A 21,061-nucleotide genomic window follows, 5' to 3' on the forward strand; every position below is an offset into this window, starting at 1 on the left:
ACGAAAACATCCATGTTTTCGACGATCCCGGGAGGGGCTATCCGCCCTGCTCTCGGGCCTTTTGCGCGCACCGGGGTATTGAGCCTACTCCTGGAATCTTCCTGGGCGGAAGGCATCCAGGCAAACGGACGGCTCCTCGCCTTCGATTACCTGGGCGATGACATCGGCACTGCCCGCGGACAGGGTCCAGCCGAAGGTGCCGTGGCCAGTGTTGAGGTAGAGGTTGTCTCGGGGACCGCGGCCGATAATCGCAGGGCCATCCGGGGTCATGGGGCGGAAGCCGGTCCAGGTTTCCGCGGCGTCGAGATCGGCGCAGCCGGGGAACCGGGACTCCACCGATTTTCGGATCGTGGCCAGCCTCGCCTCCGGAATGTCTCTGTTGAAATCCGCTAGCTCGACAAACCCTGTGGCGCGTAATCGATTGCCCAGACGAGTAGAAACCACTTTGTAGTTGTCATCGTGAATGGTGGAAGCGGGGCCTCGTTCCGGGTCCTTCATGGGGACCGTCAGGCTGTAACCTTTTACCGGATAGATGGGCAGTTCGAGGCCCAGGGGCTGAACTAGGTGGTTGGACCAGCAGCCGGCGCTGATCACCACGGCATCCACTTCCAGGGCTTCCATGACTCCATCGCTGTTTCTGACTGAAATTGCGCTGACCCTCTGGTCATCGGCAATCAGCTTTTCCGCTTCCACGTTGTAACGAACCACTATCCCCTTTGCCTGGCAGGCTTTAGCAAGTTCCTGGGAAAACTTGTGACAATCGCCGGTTCCGTCGGTGTCATAGCTCAGGGCGCCATAAAGCGGACCATTGCCAACCATGCAGGGCTCGGCGTCGCGCACCTGTTCGGGTGTGAGCAAACGGGAAGGGATGCCCAGTTCGTTCAGCAGTTCATGGGTCGTCCGGTAGCCTTCCAACGCTTCCGGTGTGCTCGCCAGGTGCAGCAGACCCTGGTGGTCGCCATCGAAGGACAGATCAAGCTCCTTCTCAAGCGCCATGAATCGCTCCCGGCTGTGGATACCGAGGCGCAACATGGCGCGGCGATTCAACCCGAACAGCCCTGGCGACCAGGCGTAACGGAGCGTGGCGAACATGAACTTGAGTGTTTCCACAGACGGCGGAAAGCGTAGCTTCAGGGGGCCATCCTGCTTGAGGATCCAGGGGATGGCCTTGAATACAATCGCGGGATCGGCCCAGGGGTACACCACCCCATAGGATCGCTGGGCCGCGTTGGCCTTGCTGGTCTCGTTGCCGGCCATTGAATGACGTTCCAGCACAGTCACCTGGTGGCCCCGGCGATTCAGTTCATAGGCGGTGGTCATTCCCACCACGCCGCCACCAACAACAGCAATGTGCATGCATTCCTCCCTCATGTTTACTCCACGCCGGTCTTCGCCAGAAGACGCCGGTACTCTTTTAAAACGCTTTCATCTTCTTTCGGATATTCCGGCGCCAGTTTCTGCAATTGCTCAGCCAGTATGGCTGCGACAATCGGGCGCGCCTGGGGCTTCCGATCGCCCGGCACGATAAACCAGGGTGCCTGCTCTGTATGGGTCGCGGCAATGGCTTCCTCGGCAAACGCTTCGTACTCTTTGCGTTTTTCCCAGCCATCGATATCGGACCGATCAAACTTCCAGCGCTTGCGCGGCTTGTCCAGACGTTTGAGCAGCCGCTGGCGATGCTCATCCTCAGACAGGTTTAGCCAGATCTTGATCACCGTGGTGCCCTCTTCCACGAGATGATTCTCGAAGTTCCGGATGGAGCGGTAACGGTTTTCCCAGTTATAGCTGTCTGCTTCATGAACCGGCCAGACCCGTTCTGCGATCACAGCCTCATGATGGCTGCGATTGAAGGCGACCATCTCACCAAAGCCGGGCAGAAACGGCGTGACCCGCCAGAGAAAGTCATGGCGGGTTTCGGCCCCCCTGGGCCGGCTGAAGGACCAGGCATGGAAACCAGCGGGGTCAGCGTAGGTTGCCAGAGTACGGATCAGGCTGTCTTTTCCGCTGGTGTCCGGGCCATGGGTAACCAATAGAACCGCCCTGGACTGGTTGGCCCAGAGCCGGCGCTGGTATTCCCCGATCTGTTCCAGACTGGCCTCAAGGCCGGGCAGTTCCGTTTCATCACTGTCCAGCAACGTCGGGTAATCCCGGAACCGAGGCTTTCCGGGGTCGAAAAGAAAACTACTGGCAAACGCCGACAATTTCATCCAATGCTCCGTGCAAGTCCCTATGAATGTAATACAGATCAACAATCGTACAAACTGGTAAACTTGTGAGATTGAATTCACAGAATAGCAGCCCGAATACAGGTTGCGATGGAGTGTAGTACCCGGCAATGAGTAAAAAACGTCGCGAGATTCCCGTATTCGATCACCCGATCATCGAAACCCACTGTCACCTGGATTACCTCAAGGACCGCCCGCTTGAGGAAACCCTGGAGCAGGCAAAAGGGGTCAATATCGAGAAAGTGATCACCATTGCGGTGTCCCCGGACAACCTTGCCAGAGTACGCGAACTCAGCCAGGTTGCGCCTTGGGTTTATGGTACTCAGGGGATCCACCCCCACGATGCTGAAAGCTATTCTGATGACGTGGAAGCCGAAATCCGTGCCCACGCCCGGGACGAGAAGATCGTTGCGGTGGGCGAGATCGGGCTGGACTATTTTTACGACAACGCCGACCGAGATGTTCAGCGCGAGGTGTTCCGGCGTCAGCTTCAGATCGCCTGCGACACTGATCGGCCTGTGGTCATCCACAGTCGGGAGGCCGACGAGGACACCATCGAGATCCTTGCCGAGTTTGAGGACACACTCAAACGCCGTGGCGTGATCCACAGCTTCACGTCCGGCCCGGGACTTGCCCGGTATGCCCTGGATCAGGGTTGGTGCCTGGGCTTTAACGGCATCACGACATTCAACAAGGCCGAGAATGTACGCGACATCGTGCGTATGGCTCCGATTGACCAGATCCTTCTGGAAACCGATTCCCCCTTCCTTACCCCGGTACCCTACCGCGGCAAGGAAAACGCACCGTTCTACCTGCCGTTTGTGGCCGAGAAAATCGCCGAGGTGAAAGAACTGCCCCTTGACGAGGTGATTGGTAAGACTTACGCAAACAGCCTGAGGACGTTTTTCCCCGGCGAATGATCAAACGCGTCCCCATTTCAGCACTCAAGATCGGCATGTACATAACCGACCTGAACAACGACTGGATTCCCCACAACACCCAGCGCAAGCGCGGTGTGATCAAAAAAGAGGAAACCATCGAGAAAATCCGCCGTATGGGCGTGGAGTTCGTCTATATCGATGCCTCGAAGGGGCTCGATACCCAGGACTCGGAATCCGCCGCCGAGGTGGATCGTCGGAACGAGTCGGCTCTGCAAAAGGCGGGTGAACTGACGCCCGGCCTGCGGCCCTATGTACCACTTGCCGAAGAAATGGTCATCGCCCAGCAAGTCCACAGCCAGGCCCAGGGGCTGGTGGGCGAGTTCATGAATCACGCCAAGGTTGGCGGCGCCATTGATGTGGCCCCCATCCATCAGTTGGCGGACGAACTGCAAAACTCCGTGCTCAGGAATGCCAACGCACTAAGCTGCCTGGGGCGCATCCGGGAAAAGGACAATTATCTTCTGGAACACTCGGTAAATCTGAGTGTGTTGATGTCCCTGTTCGGAAACCATCGTGGCCTGTCCTCCGATGTCCTGCATCAGACCATTGTAGGCGCACTTCTCCACGACCTGGGCAAAATCCTCACACCCGACGAGATACTGCACAAACCCGGCCGCCTGACCCCCGAGGAGTTTGAAGTGATGAAACTCCACGCCCGCCATTCACGGGACATTCTGGCTACCACAGAGGGCATTGGCGAGCTCACCGTCATCACGGCGGCCCAGCACCACGAACGCCTCGACGGCACAGGCTATCCAGAGGGTCTGAAGGGTGATGAGATCTCGGAATACGGTCGCATGGTGGCGATCAGCGATGTATACGATGCCATCACCGCAGACCGGGTCTATCACAAGGGCATGACACCAACACAGGGTCTGAAGAAGCTTCTGGAGTGGAGCGGCACTCACCTCGATCCCAGTCTGGTCAAACAGTTTATCCGGTGCCTGGGCCTTTACCCGGTGGGTTCGCTGGTGCTTCTGGAAAGTGGTCGCCTTGGCGTCGTGGTTGAAGCCAATGAAAGTGACCAGAGGCTGCCGACTGTGCGCGTTATGTACCACACCAAATTCCGCATGCCGATCACAGTAGATACCCTCGATCTCGCGAAACCGGGCACACAGGACCGGATTCTGCGAGCCGTTGATCCGGAAACCTACAAGATTGATGTCAGGAAATCCCTCGCCTGAGAACGCTGACAGCCGCGGACAGCTCGGAATAGAGTGGTTCAACAGCTGCTATCAGGAAGATGGATCAGAGAATCGGACATAGCGATTGCGGCCCCGGTGCTTGGCCTGATACATGGCCTGGTCGGCCTGGCGCAGGAGCTGGTCGCCGTCCAGATCCTCTGCCTGCGGGAACAGCGTGTAGCCGATACTGGCTGAAACTTCGACGCTGTGATCGGCAACCCAGACAGGTTCTGCCACCCGCGCCAAAAGACGTACCAACAGGGTCTCAAGAGATGCGTCGTCCTGAACATTCATCACGATGGCCGCAAACTCATCACCACCGAGCCTCGCCAGAGTATCCTCTTGCCGGAGTTCCGAACGCATACGGGCGGCCACCTCGACAAGCAACTGGTCACCCGCCTCATGACCGAAGGCATCGTTTACCGGCTTGAACTCGTCCAGATCAATATAAACCACCGCCAGTTTGCCGCTCTGACGCCGGGTAAGAGCCATGCCTTGCTGCAATCGGTCGGCAAACAGAACCCGGTTAGGCATTCCGGTCAGGGCATCGTAATGGGCCATGATCCGGAGCTTTCTTTCCTGCTCTTTAAGCCGACTGATGTCACTGAAAATACCGACAAAATGCGAGACTTCGCCATGATCGCCACGAACACTGCTCAGTGTTACCGACAAGGTAATCGGCTCGCCATCATTGCGTCTGCTGGAAAACTCTCCGGACCAGAAGCCCTGAGACCGGGCACTGGCGAAAATACCACTGCCTTCCTCCACCGGTAGGGGTGGCAGTCTTCCTATTGCCCGATTGCGGGGCCGGCCGGTTATCGCCAGATACGCATCGTTGGCATCAATCACGATGCCGTGATTATCAGTAATGAAAATAGCCTCGCGGGCGTATTCGAAGACGCTCGCCGCCAGCCGCTGCCGCTGTTCCGCGTGTTTCCGGAGAGTGATCTCATACAGGGAGCAAAGAATCAGAGCTTCTGGTTCGTCCTCGGTGTGGACGGGCGCCATGGTAAGCTCCACCCAGATCTCCCTGCCGTCAGAGCGATTCAGAACCCATTCGCACTGTTCCACCTGACCCGCCGAAACCCGGGCCAGCATGGGCGCCATTTTCTGTCGGGAGATCTGCCCGTCTGGCTGGAATTCCGGCGAAAAGACCGCCAGATCCTTGCCGACCAGTGATTCACTGGAGGTGTATCTGAGCAGGTCGACAGAAGCCCGGTTGGTGTCGATGAAAAGCCCACCCCGGATCAGCAATGCAGCTTGTGGCCAACCCCGGATAAGCTGGCGCAGACGCCTCTGTTCCGCGGCCAGCTGCCGCTTGCTCTTGCCCAGCCAGAGCGACGATGCCACCAGCAACATGAGCAACACCAGAATGGTAAAGACCCAGAGCCGATACTGGTGCAACGCATCCACCCAGGTAAGTTGGGGCACCTGGTCGTAGGGCGGCACCCGCAGAGTGCGAGCCAGGTACTCAACCGACTGGTAGTCTGCAGGCGGCGAAAAACCCGAAATGCCGACTGACCGCGCCACCTCGTCTTCCGGCTCAATGGCAAAAAGCGCCGACGCGATACGACGGACGGCCCGCTCGTTGACATGGGGCAGCGCCACCAGGGGCCATTCCGGGTATAGACGGGTTGAAACAACGTAGGGGAAACCCGCCAGCCGCTGACGGTTCAGAACCTTTACCTTGGTAAACAGATCAGGGTCTTCCTGCGCCATCTGCTCCAGAATGCTGGTTCGGATAAAGCCAACATCGGCATCTCCGGAGAGAACCGAACGAACCACTCGGTCGTGGGTGCCCATAAACCGGATCAGATTCACTCTGCGGATATCAATACCGGCATCCATCAGCTCGAGAACCTGGGTCTGGTAGCCCCCGAGGAAATGGACACCGGGCGAGGCAATGGTTTTATCACGGATATCGGCAAGCTGTTCAATGTCGTCGCGCTCGGCCCTGGTAAAGATCACGCCACCAAGACTGCCGGTCGAAGACTGGCCGGAGCGCCTGACCAGAGTCGCCAGAACGCCGGTCAGACTGCGTTCGCTTCGGATCAGTAGAAAATGGCTGGGATTGGTAAGAAAAAAATCGAGCCGGTTGGCGGCGATCGCCCGGCTCATATTCTCCTGATTGAGAACCTCCAGCCTTACGGATATGCCGGTTTCCCTGGACAAGTAGTCCGTCAGAGGCTGGTAACGTTCCTGAAGCACACTGTCCGGCCGATAGGCGAATACACCCATAGTCAGTGTTTCATCGGCACTGGCTGATGCCATCGCCACAAATTCCGTGGCAAACAGAAAACAAAGACAGGCAACAAACCGGCGAATATTCAAGAGACCCTCGCTGGCAGAAACGAAGGATCTGACATGCGCTGGATGCCAGGATTCTGGTCAATCATCCCCTCTGCCAGCATAAGGCGAGACAGGGATCCGGCCATGGTTTCGATGGGTCCGGCTGCTCTGAGATAACGCTGGTTCGCGGCCAGATCCGGCAGCATAACGCTGGCCAGTGCCATGCGAACCTCGTCCGGACTGATCCCCTGACGGGTGGCAATCCGGTACATTGAGTCGTGCATGCTCCGCACCAGGTGCTGCAGGCCGGTAAAATGTCCGGTCAACAGGTCGCGAACCGCTCTGGAATTGCTCTCTGCCGCTTTCCGGGTCACCACCAGCACATCGAAGATGGTTTCCGGAATGTCGCTACTATCGAAGAGTCTGACGCCTCCGGCGTTCTCTATGAGTGACGCTGTTGGCTCGTAGCATACCGAAGCATCCACTTCACCGCGGGACCAGGCTTGTGCATGCTGGCTTACCGGCAAATCCACTTTTATCACGTCGCTGCGACCGAGCCCCGCTACCTCAAGGATTTTAAACAGCATAACGCCCGAGACGCCGTTCAGCTCCACCGCAATACGCTGCCCCTTGAGGGCTGTCAATTCCGTGATCGATGGCTTGACCATCAGTACATCGGCGCCGGCGGACACATCAGCGACGGCAACCACAACCAGTTCCAGCCCACTCGACCGGACCCGTATGGTTTCATCCAGAGTCAGCGCCGCCCCATCAAGCGCCCCTGAAATAAGGCCCTCCATGGAGTCTTTGGCAGACGTGCCCGGCACCAGCGCAACCGTATCCGGCAACCAGTTGAAATCACGGGCAAGGTACAGCGGCTCGTAGCCGATCCAGGGGTGGATACCGAACCTCAGCGGGCCGGAATCACTGCAACCCGGCAATCCCGCCGCGGACAGTCCGGCTGCTATCGATAGACCAAGGAATTCACGGCGTTGCATCAGGCTCCGGACCGGGCAAAGACATTAACATTTGTCAATAAACGACAGTTTACTGCTTCACATACTACCCGTAAAACCGCAACTTGCCTTGCACCGCGTCAATTTATCCCAAAGACAGGAACACCCCCATCAGCACCGGCGAGAGAAAAGACAGCAAGAAACCGGAGGCGATCGCCACCGGAACACAGGTCAGCCCGCCACTGCTGCGGATAACCGGCAGGGTGAAGTCCATGGCGGTAGCGCCACCATAACCAATAGCCATGGCCGGCCTGTTGGCAATCAACAAGGGGATGATTGCCAACGCAACAATCTCCCTGAGCACATCATTGAGGAAGGCCACGCCGCCCCAGGCAGGGCCAAGGGCTTCGCCGATGACAATGCCGGACAGCGAGTACCAGCCAAACCCGGAGGCAACCGCCAGGGCGTCGTGCCAGGGCAACCCAAGCCAGGGTATCAACAGGGCACCGGCCACCAGGGAACTGAGCGTCAGAGCCAGCGCGATACCGAGCCCCTGACGATTCATCAGAAGTTTGCGCAGCGAAAGCCCGGCATTGCGCAACTGCAGGCCGATCAGAAACAGCAGCAACATCAGGGACCAGGTCGCCAGCTGTTCCGCCATGGGCATGTCCGGCAACAGGTAGTAGCCGGCAAGCAGCCCGGCAATAACCGCCACCAGCGGTTTCAGGCCAGCCAGAAAAAGCCGGCGGTATCCGGGGCTGACACTGCCCTCGACCCGCTCGATGGACATTGGCTGCCAGCGGTGGAACATCCAGAGCCCAAACATGTTGGCGACGAAAAGCACCAGCACCAGTGCCAGTACCTGAGTCGCCATGCCACCTAGTTGCGCCGCCAGGCCCTCCATCTGGCCAAGCCCCAGGCCCAGCAGCAACAGGATGAAGTAAACCAGTGCCTCCACCATGTAATGGATCACCGTCATGGCCCGGCGGTTTTCCAGGGCGATGGCAAAACCCAGGAACAGGGGAGCAAGAATGAGCAAGGCTCCAGTCAGCATGGCGTCCTCGAAACGAAAAGGGGGTTATCAGGTCAGGGGTTTGAACTGGTCGGGGTCGGCATCCGGGCTGGCCTGTTCACCCTGCGGAACGCCGATGGTGCGGGCAAGACGTTGGGCGGTAACGGACCAGACCGCATAATCTCCGGGCTTCGGCTCGTAGCCTTTTCCCATCATGGTGCCGGCGACGCTTCTGAGAACCGATTCAGCCCGGGCCTGGGTTGGCCAGGGCCCACGGCAGAACTGCCCATCCGGGCGCCCCCGGTCAGGGCCAGCCAGAGCTACCAGGCCCCAATGACCGCCGCCTGCTGGCCGGATGTGTAGCTCGATGCGTTGGCCGTCTTTCACCATGACGAGATCCCGAAGCGGGCTACGGCCGTGGAAATAGTGGAGCTTCATGATGCCATTCTGTCAGTGCAGAACATGCCCTGACCTGTCCTGCACGAGAACCCAGGGTGCGATGACGACCGCCCAGAGTTCCGCATTGCGATCATACCAATCCTGCGCGGTGTCCGGCGCAACCTCACCAACGCGTCCATCGTTCATCCACTGTTCGAAACGGGCTTTGTTATCCGCCGCCAACTCAGTCGCCACTTCAAGCAGATCCAGGTCCGGCGACACCCTGACGACCTGCCCCCTCGCAAAGTAGGTCTGCAGATCGTGCCAGCGGATGCGAGAAGTCTCAAGATTCAGCTTGGCTTTCAATTCGTCCCGGGATGGGGAGGATGACATGACTACCTCATCAGTCTAAACAGGGCTCAGGCTGGCCAGACTACCGGAAATCTCGCCCCACCGCATCTGCCAGAATCTGAGCAATCTGTTCTGAAAGGTTCATGGGGTCAAAGGGCTTCGGTATGACACCGAGCGCTCCCAACGCCTGATATTCCTCGATTTCGGATTTCTGTAGCCTGGCGGTCATAAAGATGACTGGCACTGTCTCCATCCCATCAAGCTCACGCAGTGCCTGCAACGTCGTAGGACCATCCATTCCCGGCATCATAACGTCCAGCAAAATCAGTTCCGGCTCGAATTCTGGGGCTCTCTCCACAGCCTCAGCGCCGGACTCGCAAATCGCCGTTAAAAAGCCGCCGACATCCTCCAGAGCAATTTCCGCGACTGCCCGAATATCCGGATCATCCTCAACATACAGAATCTTCTGAGGCAAGTTTTGTTGTTTACTCTCCATTACTTTTCTCCCGCTCTGTTTCTTCGGTTTCCATACCAATGCGTCTAATCAGCCTGCGGCATTCCTCGGAGTCCTGCTCGCCTGAAGCCAAAAGAGAGGCAGCACGCATAATCAGCCGTTCCTCACGGGTGCAATCGTTGGGCAGAAAATGGACGGCACCGATCAGCTCCCGGACCCCCAGCGGCAAGCGCCATTGAACCTTGAGCCGGTTTCCATAAGCCTGTGCCCACTCCTCCAGAACCTTTTCCGCCTCTGCCGTTCCGATTTCACCTCCGGCTGCAGCATACTGGTTGAGTACCTTGAGAACAGCGAGCTCGCCCAGGCGGCTTAGCAACCCGGCTTTTTGAAGCGGGAGGGGTTGTTTCTTCAGGCTGATCGCCAATCGCTGGGCCTCTTTTGCCACCTGCAAGGCGCATTCGTGGTAGGTTTTTGAAAGCTCGCGTAGCGGCTCATGCTGCAGCTTGTTGGATACATCCAGCGACAACGCCAAAGCCTGGTTCAGTGCAAGAGGTACGCCCAGAGACCCGATAGCATCTCTCAGAGTTTCAACGGGCTTGCCGGAACGCCTGAATGAGCTGCTGTTGGCCACATCCAGCAAACGGGCGGTGAGGCTGGCCTCTTCTCGCCAGCGCTCAGCCAGCTGCGCCGCGGAAAGATCTCCCTGGCGACCGATTAATTCAAGAATGTCCGAAGGGTCCACATCGGAGGGCAACTGAATCACTTCCTCCAGTGAATCACGGAGCAATGTCTTGAGGTCCGGCGCTTCAGAGGTCTGATCGACTTTCAGTAGCTTTCCAAGCCGTTCGTGGAGGTTCGCCACATCGAAGGGTTTGGTCATGTAACCGTCGATCCCGTAATGAGCCGCCTGCAACACAGACTCCCGATCAGAGCGGCCGGAAACCATCACAATGGGAACATCACGATCCAGTTGACGCACCTGCCTGACAAGTTCCAGCCCCGATCCATCCGGCAGATTTCTGTCCGCAATGTAAAGGTCAAACCGGTTATTTTTTACCTGCCTGAGCGCTTCACCGAGAGTATCGGCGAGCACAACAGACACACCCGAGTATAGGCCCGCGACGACAGTTTCCAGCAACTCTGCAATGAGATCATCGTCTTCAAGAATCAGCGCTTTCAAATGACCACCCTAAGCGTACAACGGACATTATTTGGAAGAGTAAACGGTCACCCCGTCACGGCCACCGCGTTTGCGCTCATAAAGCGCCTGATCGGCGGCATTCAGGGCATCCTCACCGTTGGTAAAATCATTAATCGCGGCAATGCCTGCGCTGAAAGTAACCTGAAAGCTGGACTCTCCCGCCACGAAAGAAAGTTCGGAAAAGCTTTCACCAATTCCACGAATCAGGTCTTTGGCCGCAGAAACATCACACTCAGGTAAAACCACCAGAAACTCCTCGCCTCCGTAACGACCGATCATATCAGTCTCGCGCAACCGATTTCTCAGAAGGTTGGCAAGGGTGCGAATCACGATATCACCCTGCGAGTGGCCCCAAGTATCGTTTACCGTCTTGAAATGATCGAGATCAAGCATAACAACACAGGACCGGTGACCACTCCTACGACATCTTGCCAGTTCTTTTTCAACCTCTTCCTTGATCAATGAATGTTTCAGAAGACCGGTCAAGCTATCCCGGTTCATAAGCTCGGAAAGCTGACGGGCCCGGTAACAACGAATGCGCACCGACCGGACCAGATAACTATCCGAGACCGGCTTCATCAGGAATTCATCCGCGCCCTTGGACAAAGCCTCCAGCTGGTTTTCGCGATCATCCTCAGAAGAGAGATAAATGATTGGCAGGCTCAACCACCGTGGCTCGAACCGAATCAGCCGGGCGAGCGTGACACCGGAATAGTCGCCGATCTGAACATCCATCAGGACGATGTCCGGCACAAAATCTGCAAGGCTGGACGTCAGGTGAAAAGGCTCTGACACTGCTTGCGCCTCAATACCGGCCGCCTGCAACACCAGACAATAGTGTTCGGCCAGCTCGGCATCGTCTTCGACGATCAGCACCCGCCCCTGTACATTGGCGCTGCGTTCAATGGCAAGCGACTCAATCCTTTCGGCAAGTTCAGGTATGTCCACCGGATCCGGGAAGAATGCATACGCTCCGGTCTCGGCCACTCTGTAGCGGTTCTGGAAAGAATTATCGCTGCCAAGGCAGATTACCGGCAGGCGACGACGAGAGCTTTCCTCAAAAGACGTGTTCCGTATGGACATAACATCTGAAAGAGCCGATTCCCGACACAAAATGGCCGCTGCTCCGCGGACCTCAGCCAATGCGTTGCCAAGTGCGCCGGCATCATTACAATCTACACGGGTGAAGGAAAAGCCATACGGAGCCATCTCCTTCTCCAGCATCGCGAGGCGTTCTTCCCCCTTTTCCACGAGCAGAACGCTCACCTGCATGCCCTGGCTACCCTTGTAGGTCGTGGGCTCCTCGGTAAAGCTACTATCCTGGTCAACCGCCTGACTCTTGACTTCAACAAGCTCTGCGAGCGCGTCTATTCCATCTGCAAATCCGTCGGGAATGTCGATAGGATGGCTGAGGACGTCGTCGAGAGCGCCAAGACTCTCAGCTTGACCTTTTAACTCCTTTTCCAGTGCCTTGGCAGCTTCACCTAGCTCTGGAAGGCCGAATGTCCCCGCCGAACCGGACAACTTGTGCAGGCTTTGATAGCAAAACAACAATCCGTCGGCAGAGAACTCACCACGCCGGGTTTTCTCTGCCAATGTTCGCAATTGCTGAATATCTTCTTTGGCCCGCTCAAGAAATCTTTGCCTGAGCACTTCCAGCCGTGAAGAAATCTTGCCTGTCGACTCCAAGGCCACATCAATACTCCTGGTGGACTATTTGCCACGCCGGCAAATTCAATTACTCTCTCGGTAATGAAAACACGTTTCAACTGCTACCGCTACGACCTGAAGGGCTGAATTTGAGGAATCTTTCTATTGGCAGCCGCGTTGCCCTTATTGCTGTCTTGAGTAGCTTTTTGACTGTCGTCGTTCTTTCAGCGACAGCCTACAACGAGCTGATCCGGGATTTCGAAAACGTTCTCACCCAGCGCCAGCTTCTGGACGCCGAGTCAATCGCCAATCGAGTCGATCAGGATCTCCAGGTGCGCATACAGGCTCTGGGCGCTTTCGCCGCTACTCTGACGGATGGTAAAAACCGACTCTCAAAAGATCGCATCGAAGCTCTGCTCGGTCGGCAATCGGCTTTATCCGAGTACTTCGAGGCAGGCCTGTTGGTCTTCGACGAAGACAGCGTGGCAATCGCCGAAAACGTTTACGTACCCAATCGTATAGGCACCTCTTACGCTGACCGGCAGCACTTTCGCGAGGCCTACAAAACCCGGGAACCCGTCATCAGCCGGCCAATTATTGGCAGGACAACCGGGCTTCTGCTCCTATCTTTTCTTTACCCTATCAGTAGTGACGATGGGGATTTACTTGGTTTCGCCGGAGGAATCATCAACCTGGCCGAGGCCGGGATCATACCGAAGCAGGAAGATGCCTCTTTTGGCGCCCTGTTCAAGGTCATCGACACCGGCCATTTCATGCAGGTGGATACGCTCTCCGTCGCCAATCCGATGCCCGATCTGCCGCCACCAGGCGAGGATCTGATTATTGATGCGGCATTGTCCGGCCAGACCTCAGGCGTTGTTTCCGACCATTCTGGAAAAAAGTGGATCTACGCTACGCAACATCTTGACCGCGTGGGCTGGATGTTTCTAAGAGCAGTGCCCTACCAACAGGCAACACAACCGGCACGGGCCTCTTTCGACAAGTTCCTTGCTGCCAGTGCCGTGGCTCTTCTGGCACTGGCAGCCATAGCTTGGCTACTCGCCCGGGCAACAACGCTTCCATTGGAGAGAATGTCGCTCAGGATACGGGAAATGGCGACGGAGGGTTTTGCGGCAAACCGATTGTCTCTTAAAGGCCCGCCAGAGGTCAGAAACGTAGCCCGCGCCTTTAACAAGCTGATGAAGGAACGCGAGGCGCTGGACATCATGAAAGACGACTTTGTCTCGAACGTAAGCCATGAGCTGCGCACGCCTTTGACCTCGATAAACGGCGCACTGAAACTGCTGCGCTCAGGCGCAGCGGGGAAACTGCCAGATAAAGCTGACTCGATGGTCGACGTTGCTTTTCGGAATAGCGAACAGTTGCAACGGCTGATATCCGACCTGCTGGACTTCAACAAAGCCATGGCAGGGCAGATGCCCATCGATCTGGAGACAGTTGATCCTGCAACAGCTATAAGGGATGCCTGCGATGGAAATCGGGCCATGGCGAGCCACTACCGCATTCCTCTGACGCTTGGACATTGCACAGAGAAATTCGTCACCGCTGATCCAACCAGACTTAGACAAATATTGGATAATTTCATCAGCAATGCCATCAAGTTTTCTCCCGTAGGAGGCTCTGTAAGGATCTCGTCAGAATCAACCTCATCTGGCATGGTTCGAATTACCGTATCAGATGAAGGCCCAGGCGTTCCGGAGAGCTTCCTGCCCAGGTTGTTCCAGCGATTCGCCCAGGCCGATTCTGGCTCCGCCAGGTCCAAAGCCGGGACGGGGCTTGGCCTCGCGATCTGCCGGGAGTTGGCAAAGCTCATGAACTGTGAAGTCGGCTATTTTTACGACAACGGAGCCAATTTCTGGGTTGAGCTACCCCAAAACATGGTCAGTAGGAATAAGGTTAATGAAAGCGCCAGAAATCCCCCCCGAGGAGACTGAGCGCCAGGCGGCGCTTGAACGTACGGGCCTGCTCGATACGGAGCCTGAAGAGCGGTTTGATCGTTACACCCGTATGGCCCGCAAGGCATTCCGGGTTCCCATTGCGCTGGTTAGCCTGGTGGACAAAAACCGGCAATGGTTCAAGTCCTGCCAGGGGCTCGCAGCTTCGGAAACGTCCCGCGACGTATCCTTCTGCGGTCACGCCATTCACGACTCGGGCATCCTGATCATCGAAGACACCATGGAGGATCCTCGCTTTGCCGATAATCCGCTGGTTACCGAGGCCCCGAATATACGGTTCTACGCAGGTGCCCCCCTCCACAACAGCGAAGGCTTCAGATTGGGGACGCTCTGCCTGATTGACCCGACTCCGCGCTCCTTCGATAAGGAGGACCAATCCCTTCTTCGTGAAATGGCCGACTGTGTCGAGCGCGAAATCAACATGCAGGCGGCAACCGAGTTCTACCGGGAACTCAAACACAGCGAGCGAAGGTCACGGGCTATTATTGAAGGTACGAGAATTGGCACCTGGGAGTGGAACGTACAAACCGGGGAAACCGTTTTCAACGAGCGCTGGGCCAACATTTGCGGCTACACGCTTGATGAGCTGGAGCCTGTCAGTATCGAGACATGGTTAGCCTTCGCACATCCGGATGATCTGCCTGAATCAGAGCGATTGCTAAAAGCTCATTTTGCCGGTGAATTGTCCGAGTACGACTACCGGTGTCGGATGAAGCATAAGAACGGCCATTGGGTTTGGGTGCATGATCGCGGCCAGGTATTTGAATGGACCCTGAACGGCGAACCACTGATGATGTATGGCACCCACGCCGATATCACAGAGGAAATGAGCAACCTGAGCAAGATCCAGCATCAGAACGAAGCGCTGGCCATTCTCAATGATCTGGCCCTGGACACCGAAACCAATGATGACATTCGCATCGAAAAAGCCCTTCGGCTCGGGTCTGACTACCTGAAGCTGCCTCTCGGAATAGTCAGCGAGATCCATAGTAACGTTTATTCCATCCGGTGGTTCGTCGCCCCCGAGGATGCCGGACTGGAGCAGAATGCCAGCTTTCCACTGAAAGACACCTATTGTTCAATGCTCCTCGGTTCGCGGGAAAGCCTGGCCATTGCACACATGGCCAGATCGAGCTATCGCGATCACCGGTGCTACGACAAGTTCGGGCTTGAGAGCTACCTGGCTGCGCCCATTTTCATCAAAGACCGTTTGTACGGAACCCTCAACTTTTCTTCGCCAGAACCGAGGGAACAGGACTTCTCGGATACTGAAATCAAGTTCGTGACTCTCCTGGCACGCTGGGTTGGAGCCCTCATTGAGAGGCAGCTCAGTGTGCAGATGCTCACCAAACTGGTAGAACAGACGCCGGGCATGCTCTATCAGTATCAACAGTGGCCGGATGGCCGTGTTTCGTTTCCCTACACAAGTCCCGGCATCACGGACATCTACGGTGTTACAGCAGAGGAGGCACATGAAGATGCCTCGATCTGCTTCACCAAGATCCATCCCGATGATTTGCCCAAGGTAGCAGCCAGTATTGAGAGATCTGAGGAGTCCTTGACGCTCTGGCACAGTCACTACCGGGTAACAGATGGCAAATCCGGCTGGCGCTGGGTAGAGGGCAAGTCATCACCGGAACGGATGCCAGACGGCAGCACCATGTGGCAAGGTTATATTGCTGACATTGATGAGGCAAAACAAACCGAACTGGCCCTTCAGGAAAGCGAAGTTCAGCTCCGGAGACTCTACGAACTGTCGCCCATTGGCATAGCGCTGAATGACTATGTATCAGGAGCGTTTCTTGACGTGAACGAGGCTCTGCTAAGTCCTACCCAATACAGCCGTGACCAATTGATGGCAATGGACTATTTTGAGCTTCTGCCCCCGGACTTCGAAAACCATCGACAGCAAATCATCGCCGAACTTCAGAGCGAAAGACGTTTCGGGCCTTATGAAGTCGAGATCGTGCGCGCGGATGGTTCAACCTATCCTGCCATCGTCCGCGGTATGAGAATCAGCAACCCCTCTGGCCAACCGCTGATCTGGACCCTCATAGAAGATATTTCCGAGCGCAAAAAAGTCGACCGGATGAAAAGCGAGTTCATCTCAACGGTAAGCCATGAACTCCGTACGCCGCTGACCTCCATATCGGGTTCTCTTGGCCTGGTCGAAAGCGGAACTTTGGGCGCGCTTCCCTCACAGGCTGAGCGTATGGTGTCTATCGCCCATCGTAATGCCGAGCAGCTGAAACAACTGGTGGACGACCTGTTAGACATGGAAAAACTTGTTTCCGGCAAGATGACCATGAACCTGCGTATACAGGAACTTGGCCCCGTCATTGAGGAGTCGGCAGAACGTCTCAAAACCTACGCCCTGGACAGCGGCGTTTCTGTGCAGATCGAAGACAGTAGCCCCAACTGCATGGCGAAAATCGATCGCTCGCGCTTGGGCCAGGCATTTACCAATTTGCTGTCTAACGCCATCAAGTTCTCGCCCCCTGAAGGTGAGGTTTTGGTATGCACCGAGGTCGAACATGATCTTGTCCGTATCCTCGTTACTGATCAGGGACCTGGCATTCCTGATAATTTCCGCGGCAGAATTTTCCAGAAATTCGCTCAGGCAGACAGTTCCGACACACGTGGCAAACGGGGAACAGGTCTCGGTCTGGCCATCACGAAAGAAATCATGACACAGATGGGAGGAGATGTCGGATTCGAGTCACGGGAAGGAAGGGGCTCAACTTTCTGGCTGGGACTGCCGTTGGAGCAAGTGAAGGCATAGATGTGGGGTTTGACTCAGAGGAAGGGCATGGCGCCTGTTTCTGGTTGAGTTTGCCAGTCGCCTAAACCGGCAATAAAAGCGCTGCCTGAAAGGCAGCACTTTTACTGTCTACGGTCAGGCGGCTTAGCTATCCAGACCTTCAAGTAAGCCCGCCATATCGTCGGCGTGCTCCTCTTCCTGAGCCAGGATTTCCTCGATAATCCGCCGTGATGTCGGGTCCTGATCTCCCAGATAACGGGCAATTTCGCGGTAGCTGTCGATGGCAATCCGCTCCGCCACCAAATCTTCCACTACCATTTCCCGTAATGTATCGCCCTCAACGAACTCGGCGTGGGACCTCGTTAAAAGACCTTCGGGCGAGAAGTTCGGTTTCCCACCCAACTGCACGATACGTTCGGCCAGCCAATCGGCGTGCTGCTGTTCCTGGTCTGCATGCTCCAGGAACTCTTGGGCAGCGACATTGGCGTTGATGCCATCGGCACGGAAGTAATGGCTCTTGTAACGCAGGGTGCAGACAATTTCGGTTGCCAGCGCCTCATTCAGGATTTTCACGACATTGTCGCGGTTGGCACCGTAGCCCTCGGTAAGCGCCCCTTCTTCGATGTGCTTACGGGCCCGCTCTCTGAGGGTTTTCACGTCGGTCAGAAACGGTTGATCGGTCATAATGTCTCTCTCGTTTCTCTCATTGATCTCTTGAATTCGGCATAGCGGCCGCCCGCTATGCCATTTCACCCTGTCCACTCAGGCAGTGCGCAACATCTCCCGCACCACGTAATGGAGGATGCCGCCATGCTTGAAGTAGACGGCCTCGTTGGCGGTATCGATGCGAGATTTCAGCTCGCAGGTCTCCGTGGATCCGTCCTTGTACTTCACCGTCATCTTGAGGGTCTGACCCGGCTTGATCTCGCCCGACAGGCCTTCGATGCTGATGGTCTCCTCACCGGTGAGCTTGAGGCTCTTGCGGTCCGTGCCATCCGGGAACTGAAGTGGCATTACGCCCATACCGATCAGGTTGGAGCGGTGGATGCGCTCGTAGGATTCAGCCACCACAGCTTTTACACCGAGCAGACGGGTACCCTTGGCCGCCCAGTCGCGGCTGGAGCCGGTACCGTATTCCTTGCCGGCAATGACCACCAACGGCGTGCCTTTCTCCTGATACTTCATGGCGGCATCGTAAATCGCCATCTGTTCGCCCGTGGGCACGAATTTGGTGTAACCGCCTTCCACGCCGTCGAGCATTTCGTTCCTGATGCGCACATTGGCAAAGGTGCCGCGCATCATGACTTCGTGGTTACCCCGGCGAGAGCCATAAGAGTTGAAGTCTTTGGGCTCAACACCGTGCTCCTGCAGGTATTGTCCGGCAGGGGTGTCCGGCTTGAAGGAACCGGCCGGTGAGATGTGGTCGGTAGTCACCGAATCGCCCAGCAGTGCCAGTATGTTGGCATCCTTGATATCGTCGATCGCGTCCGGTTCTTCCTTGAGCCCTTCGAAGAACGGCGGATGCTGGATGTAGGTGGATTTATCAGACCACTCGTACACCTTGCTTTCCGGCACCTTGATGGACTTCCAGGTGGCGTCGCCGTCGAAGACTTCCGCGTATTCCTTACGGAACATATCGGTCTTCACTTTCTCCACCGCTTCAGCGATCTCCTGCTGGCTCGGCCAGAGGTCCTTCAGGTACACCGGGTTGCCATCCTTGTCGTTGCCCAACGGATCTTTTGAGAGATCCAGGCGCACGTTGCCGGCCAGCGCATAGGCAACCACCAGAGGCGGCGATGCCAGCCAGTTGGTTTTCACCAGCGGATGCACCCGGCCTTCGAAGTTCCGGTTGCCGGAGAGCACAGAGGCCACGGTCAGGTCACCATCACTGATGGCTTTCTCTACCGCGTCCGGCAGAGGCCCGGAGTTGCCGATGCAGGTTGTGCAGCCATAGCCGACGAGGTTGAAGCCGAGTTTGTCCAGATCGTCCTGGAAGCCACCCACTTTCAGATAGTCAGTGACGACTTTGGAACCCGGCGCCAGCGATGTCTTGACCCAGGGCTTGGTACTCAGTCCCTTCTGGACCGCTTTCTGGGCGATCAGGCCTGCGGCCATCATAACGCTCGGATTTGAGGTGTTGGTGCAGGACGTGATCGCCGCAATGACCACGGCGCCCGGATCGAGCCGGCTTTTCTCGCCATTCATCTCAAGGGGCTGGCTGGCATGGTGCTCGTAGCTGTCATCGACGCCTACGGCAGTCTGGCCGCCCTCAGACTCAAGATTCGCCTCACGGTTCTCAGCCGGCCCTTCAGCGGTTTCCATCAAAAGCTCAAAGGACGACTTCATGTTTTTCAGGGCAACACGATCCTGCGGGCGTTTGGGGCCGGCAAGGCTGGCCTCAACTTCGCCCATGTCGAGTTCCAGGTTGTCGGTGTACACCGGCTCATGGCCGGGCTCACGCCACAAGCCCTGGGCCTTGGCGTAGGCTTCCACCAGCTCCAGCTGTTCTTCCTCACGGCCGGTCAGGCGCATGTATTTGATGGTCTGCTCATCTACCGGGAAGAACCCGCAGGTGGCGCCGTATTCCGGGGCCATGTTGGCGATGGTGGCCCGGTCTGCCACCGGCATGTCCTTCAGGCCGTCGCCATAGAACTCCACGAACTTGCCCACCACGCCTTTCTTGCGCAGCATTTCGGTGACGGTGAGCACCAGATCTGTTGCGGTGATGCCCTCACGAAGCTTGCCGGTGACCTTGAAGCCCACCACTTCCGGAATCAGCATGGAGACGGGCTGGCCCAGCATGGCGGCTTCCGCTTCGATGCCGCCAACGCCCCAGCCAAGAATGCCCAGGCCGTTGATCATAGTGGTATGGGAGTCTGTGCCCACGAGGGTGTCCGGGTACGCGATGGTCTTGCCGTCCTGGTCCTTCTGCCAGACGGTCTTGCCGAGGTACTCCAGGTTCACCTGGTGGCAGATACCCGTGCCCGGCGGCACCACACGGAAGTTGTCGAAGGCCTGCTGGCCCCAACGCAGAAATTCGTAACGTTCCTGGTTGCGCTCCATCTCGATGGTAACGTTGTCCTTGAACGCAGAGGCGTCGCCAAAATTGTCCACCATCACAGAGTGGTCGATCACCAGGTCCACCGGCGACAGCGGGTTGATCATCGCCGGATCCTTACCGGCTGCCTTGACCGCCTCACGCATGGCAGCCAGGTCGACGACGCCGGGCACGCCGGTGAAATCCTGCATTAACACGCGGGCAGGCCGGAACTGGATTTCAGTGTCGGAACAGCGATCCTTCATCCACTGCACCATGGCATCAATGTGGCTTCTGTCCACGGTGGTGCCATCCTCATTGCGCAGAAGGTTTTCCATCAGCACTTTGAGCGAAAACGGCAGGCGATTCAGGTCGCCGAGGGTGTCCGCAGCCTTGGGCAGGCTGTAGTAATGAAAGGTTTTACCGCCAGCATCCAGGCTGGAAAGGGTATTCAGACTGTCTTTACTGAGACTTTCGTTCGACATGTGGTGCCTCCTTTTTCGTCGTTATCCGCGTAGTCCGGAAGGCTCTTTCGAAGCCCTTTCAGCAACGCATCGACCGGGAAAGCAATCCCATACCGGGCAATAGCCTGATGAAAGGACTCCACAGCATGAAGTCACCTTTAACTATTGCAGCAATTAACGAG

General features: G+C 56.8%; 16 protein-coding genes. 4 read left to right on the forward strand and 12 right to left on the reverse strand.

Going from position 1 to position 21,061, the window contains the following annotated elements; translation table 11 throughout:
- Window positions 1–84: 84 nt before the first annotated feature.
- Both KYE_RS10295 and KYE_RS10300 read right to left on the reverse strand, forming a co-directional pair.
- Window positions 85–1,356, reverse strand: a complete 1,272-nt coding sequence (locus tag KYE_RS10295; RefSeq protein WP_008173011.1) for a D-amino acid dehydrogenase — start codon at window positions 1,354–1,356, stop codon at window positions 85–87.
- Window positions 1,357–1,373: 17 nt separating this feature from the next.
- Window positions 1,374–2,207: a polyphosphate kinase gene (locus KYE_RS10300; RefSeq protein WP_008173013.1), complete on the reverse strand. Its 834-nt coding sequence runs from the start codon at window positions 2,205–2,207 to the stop codon at window positions 1,374–1,376.
- A gap of 128 nt (window positions 2,208–2,335) precedes the next feature.
- On the opposite strand from KYE_RS10300, the gene KYE_RS10305 reads away from it, so the two are divergent.
- Together KYE_RS10305 and KYE_RS10310 are read left to right on the forward strand one after the other, a co-directional pair.
- Window positions 2,336–3,145 (forward strand): TatD family hydrolase, encoded by an 810-nt coding sequence (locus KYE_RS10305; RefSeq protein WP_008173015.1) that lies wholly within the window; start codon window positions 2,336–2,338, stop codon window positions 3,143–3,145.
- Window positions 3,142–4,350, forward strand: a complete 1,209-nt coding sequence (locus KYE_RS10310; protein WP_008173016.1) for an HD-GYP domain-containing protein — start codon at window positions 3,142–3,144, stop codon at window positions 4,348–4,350. The genes KYE_RS10305 and KYE_RS10310 overlap by 4 nt, the downstream gene beginning before the upstream one ends.
- A 51-nt stretch (window positions 4,351–4,401) precedes the next feature.
- Here KYE_RS10310 and KYE_RS10315 read toward each other — a convergent pair whose 3' ends face one another.
- The 8 genes from KYE_RS10315 to KYE_RS10350 all read right to left on the reverse strand — a co-directional run bounded on the left by KYE_RS10315 (window position 4,402) and on the right by KYE_RS10350 (window position 12,686).
- Complete coding sequence (locus KYE_RS10315; RefSeq protein ID WP_227497808.1) at window positions 4,402–6,621, reverse strand: PhnD/SsuA/transferrin family substrate-binding protein; 2,220 nt, start codon at window positions 6,619–6,621, stop codon at window positions 4,402–4,404.
- A 56-nt stretch (window positions 6,622–6,677) separates the two neighbouring features.
- Window positions 6,678–7,637 carry an ABC transporter substrate-binding protein gene (locus tag KYE_RS10320; RefSeq protein WP_008173020.1) on the reverse strand — a complete coding sequence of 320 codons (960 nt, stop codon included), beginning with the start codon at window positions 7,635–7,637 and terminating at the stop codon, window positions 6,678–6,680.
- 103 nt (window positions 7,638–7,740) lie between these two features.
- Window positions 7,741–8,649 (reverse strand): lysine exporter LysO family protein, encoded by a 909-nt coding sequence (locus tag KYE_RS10325; RefSeq protein WP_008173021.1) that lies wholly within the window; start codon window positions 8,647–8,649, stop codon window positions 7,741–7,743.
- Between the two features lie 27 nt (window positions 8,650–8,676).
- The gene (locus KYE_RS10330; RefSeq protein WP_008173024.1) at window positions 8,677–9,045 is read right to left on the reverse strand and encodes a hypothetical protein; all 369 of its coding nucleotides are present in this window, start codon (window positions 9,043–9,045) and stop codon (window positions 8,677–8,679) included.
- Between the two features lie 12 nt (window positions 9,046–9,057).
- Window positions 9,058–9,378, reverse strand: coding sequence for a DUF2288 domain-containing protein (locus KYE_RS10335; protein WP_008173025.1), 321 nt, complete (start codon window positions 9,376–9,378; stop codon window positions 9,058–9,060).
- A 40-nt stretch (window positions 9,379–9,418) separates the two neighbouring features.
- Entirely contained in the window at window positions 9,419–9,832 is a 414-nt protein-coding gene (locus tag KYE_RS10340; RefSeq protein ID WP_008173027.1) for a response regulator, read from the reverse strand.
- Complete coding sequence (locus KYE_RS10345; protein ID WP_008173029.1) at window positions 9,822–10,970, reverse strand: response regulator; 1,149 nt, start codon at window positions 10,968–10,970, stop codon at window positions 9,822–9,824. The genes KYE_RS10340 and KYE_RS10345 overlap by 11 nt, the downstream gene beginning before the upstream one ends.
- A 27-nt stretch (window positions 10,971–10,997) precedes the next feature.
- Window positions 10,998–12,686, reverse strand: coding sequence for a diguanylate cyclase domain-containing protein (locus tag KYE_RS10350; RefSeq protein WP_008173031.1), 1,689 nt, complete (start codon window positions 12,684–12,686; stop codon window positions 10,998–11,000).
- Here KYE_RS10350 and KYE_RS10355 point away from each other — a divergent pair.
- Together KYE_RS10355 and KYE_RS10360 are read left to right on the forward strand one after the other, a co-directional pair.
- Window positions 12,653–14,596 (forward strand): ATP-binding protein, encoded by a 1,944-nt coding sequence (locus tag KYE_RS10355; RefSeq protein WP_227497809.1) that lies wholly within the window; start codon window positions 12,653–12,655, stop codon window positions 14,594–14,596. The genes KYE_RS10350 and KYE_RS10355 overlap by 34 nt on opposite strands.
- Complete coding sequence (locus KYE_RS10360; protein WP_008173034.1) at window positions 14,562–17,399, forward strand: PAS domain S-box protein; 2,838 nt, start codon at window positions 14,562–14,564, stop codon at window positions 17,397–17,399. Before KYE_RS10355 ends, KYE_RS10360 begins: the two co-directional genes overlap by 35 nt.
- A gap of 123 nt (window positions 17,400–17,522) precedes the next feature.
- Here the strand turns inward: KYE_RS10360 and KYE_RS10365 are convergent, their stop codons facing one another.
- A complete protein-coding gene (locus KYE_RS10365) occupies window positions 17,523–18,062 on the reverse strand; it encodes a ferritin-like domain-containing protein (RefSeq protein WP_008173036.1) in 540 nt (179 codons plus the stop codon).
- A 78-nt stretch (window positions 18,063–18,140) separates the two neighbouring features.
- On the reverse strand, window positions 18,141–20,900 hold the full coding sequence (gene acnA / locus KYE_RS10370) for an aconitate hydratase AcnA (protein WP_008173037.1): 2,760 nt from the start codon (window positions 20,898–20,900) through the stop codon (window positions 18,141–18,143).
- Window positions 20,901–21,061: the final 161 nt, after the last annotated feature.

The sequence above is a fragment of the Marinobacter manganoxydans MnI7-9 genome (assembly GCF_000235625.1).
Classification (GTDB): Bacteria; Pseudomonadota; Gammaproteobacteria; order Pseudomonadales; family Oleiphilaceae; genus Marinobacter; species Marinobacter manganoxydans.

Coding starts and splice junctions, on each gene's coding strand:
- KYE_RS10295 (WP_008173011.1), bottom strand. CDS start 1,356: ATGCACATTGCTGTTGTTGGTGGCGGCGTGGTGGGAATGACCACCGCC.
- KYE_RS10340 (WP_008173027.1), bottom strand. CDS start 9,832: ATGGAGAGTAAACAACAAAACTTGCCTCAGAAGATTCTGTATGTTGAG.
- KYE_RS10330 (WP_008173024.1), bottom strand. CDS start 9,045: ATGAAGCTCCACTATTTCCACGGCCGTAGCCCGCTTCGGGATCTCGTC.
- KYE_RS10365 (WP_008173036.1), bottom strand. CDS start 18,062: ATGACCGATCAACCGTTTCTGACCGACGTGAAAACCCTCAGAGAGCGG.
- KYE_RS10335 (WP_008173025.1), bottom strand. CDS start 9,378: ATGTCATCCTCCCCATCCCGGGACGAATTGAAAGCCAAGCTGAATCTT.
- KYE_RS10325 (WP_008173021.1), bottom strand. CDS start 8,649: ATGCTGACTGGAGCCTTGCTCATTCTTGCTCCCCTGTTCCTGGGTTTT.
- KYE_RS10360 (WP_008173034.1), top strand. CDS start 14,562: ATGAAAGCGCCAGAAATCCCCCCCGAGGAGACTGAGCGCCAGGCGGCG.
- KYE_RS10305 (WP_008173015.1), top strand. CDS start 2,336: ATGAGTAAAAAACGTCGCGAGATTCCCGTATTCGATCACCCGATCATC.
- KYE_RS10310 (WP_008173016.1), top strand. CDS start 3,142: ATGATCAAACGCGTCCCCATTTCAGCACTCAAGATCGGCATGTACATA.
- KYE_RS10300 (WP_008173013.1), bottom strand. CDS start 2,207: ATGAAATTGTCGGCGTTTGCCAGTAGTTTTCTTTTCGACCCCGGAAAG.
- KYE_RS10315 (WP_227497808.1), bottom strand. CDS start 6,621: ATGGCATCAGCCAGTGCCGATGAAACACTGACTATGGGTGTATTCGCC.
- KYE_RS10320 (WP_008173020.1), bottom strand. CDS start 7,637: ATGCAACGCCGTGAATTCCTTGGTCTATCGATAGCAGCCGGACTGTCC.
- acnA (WP_008173037.1), bottom strand. CDS start 20,900: ATGTCGAACGAAAGTCTCAGTAAAGACAGTCTGAATACCCTTTCCAGC.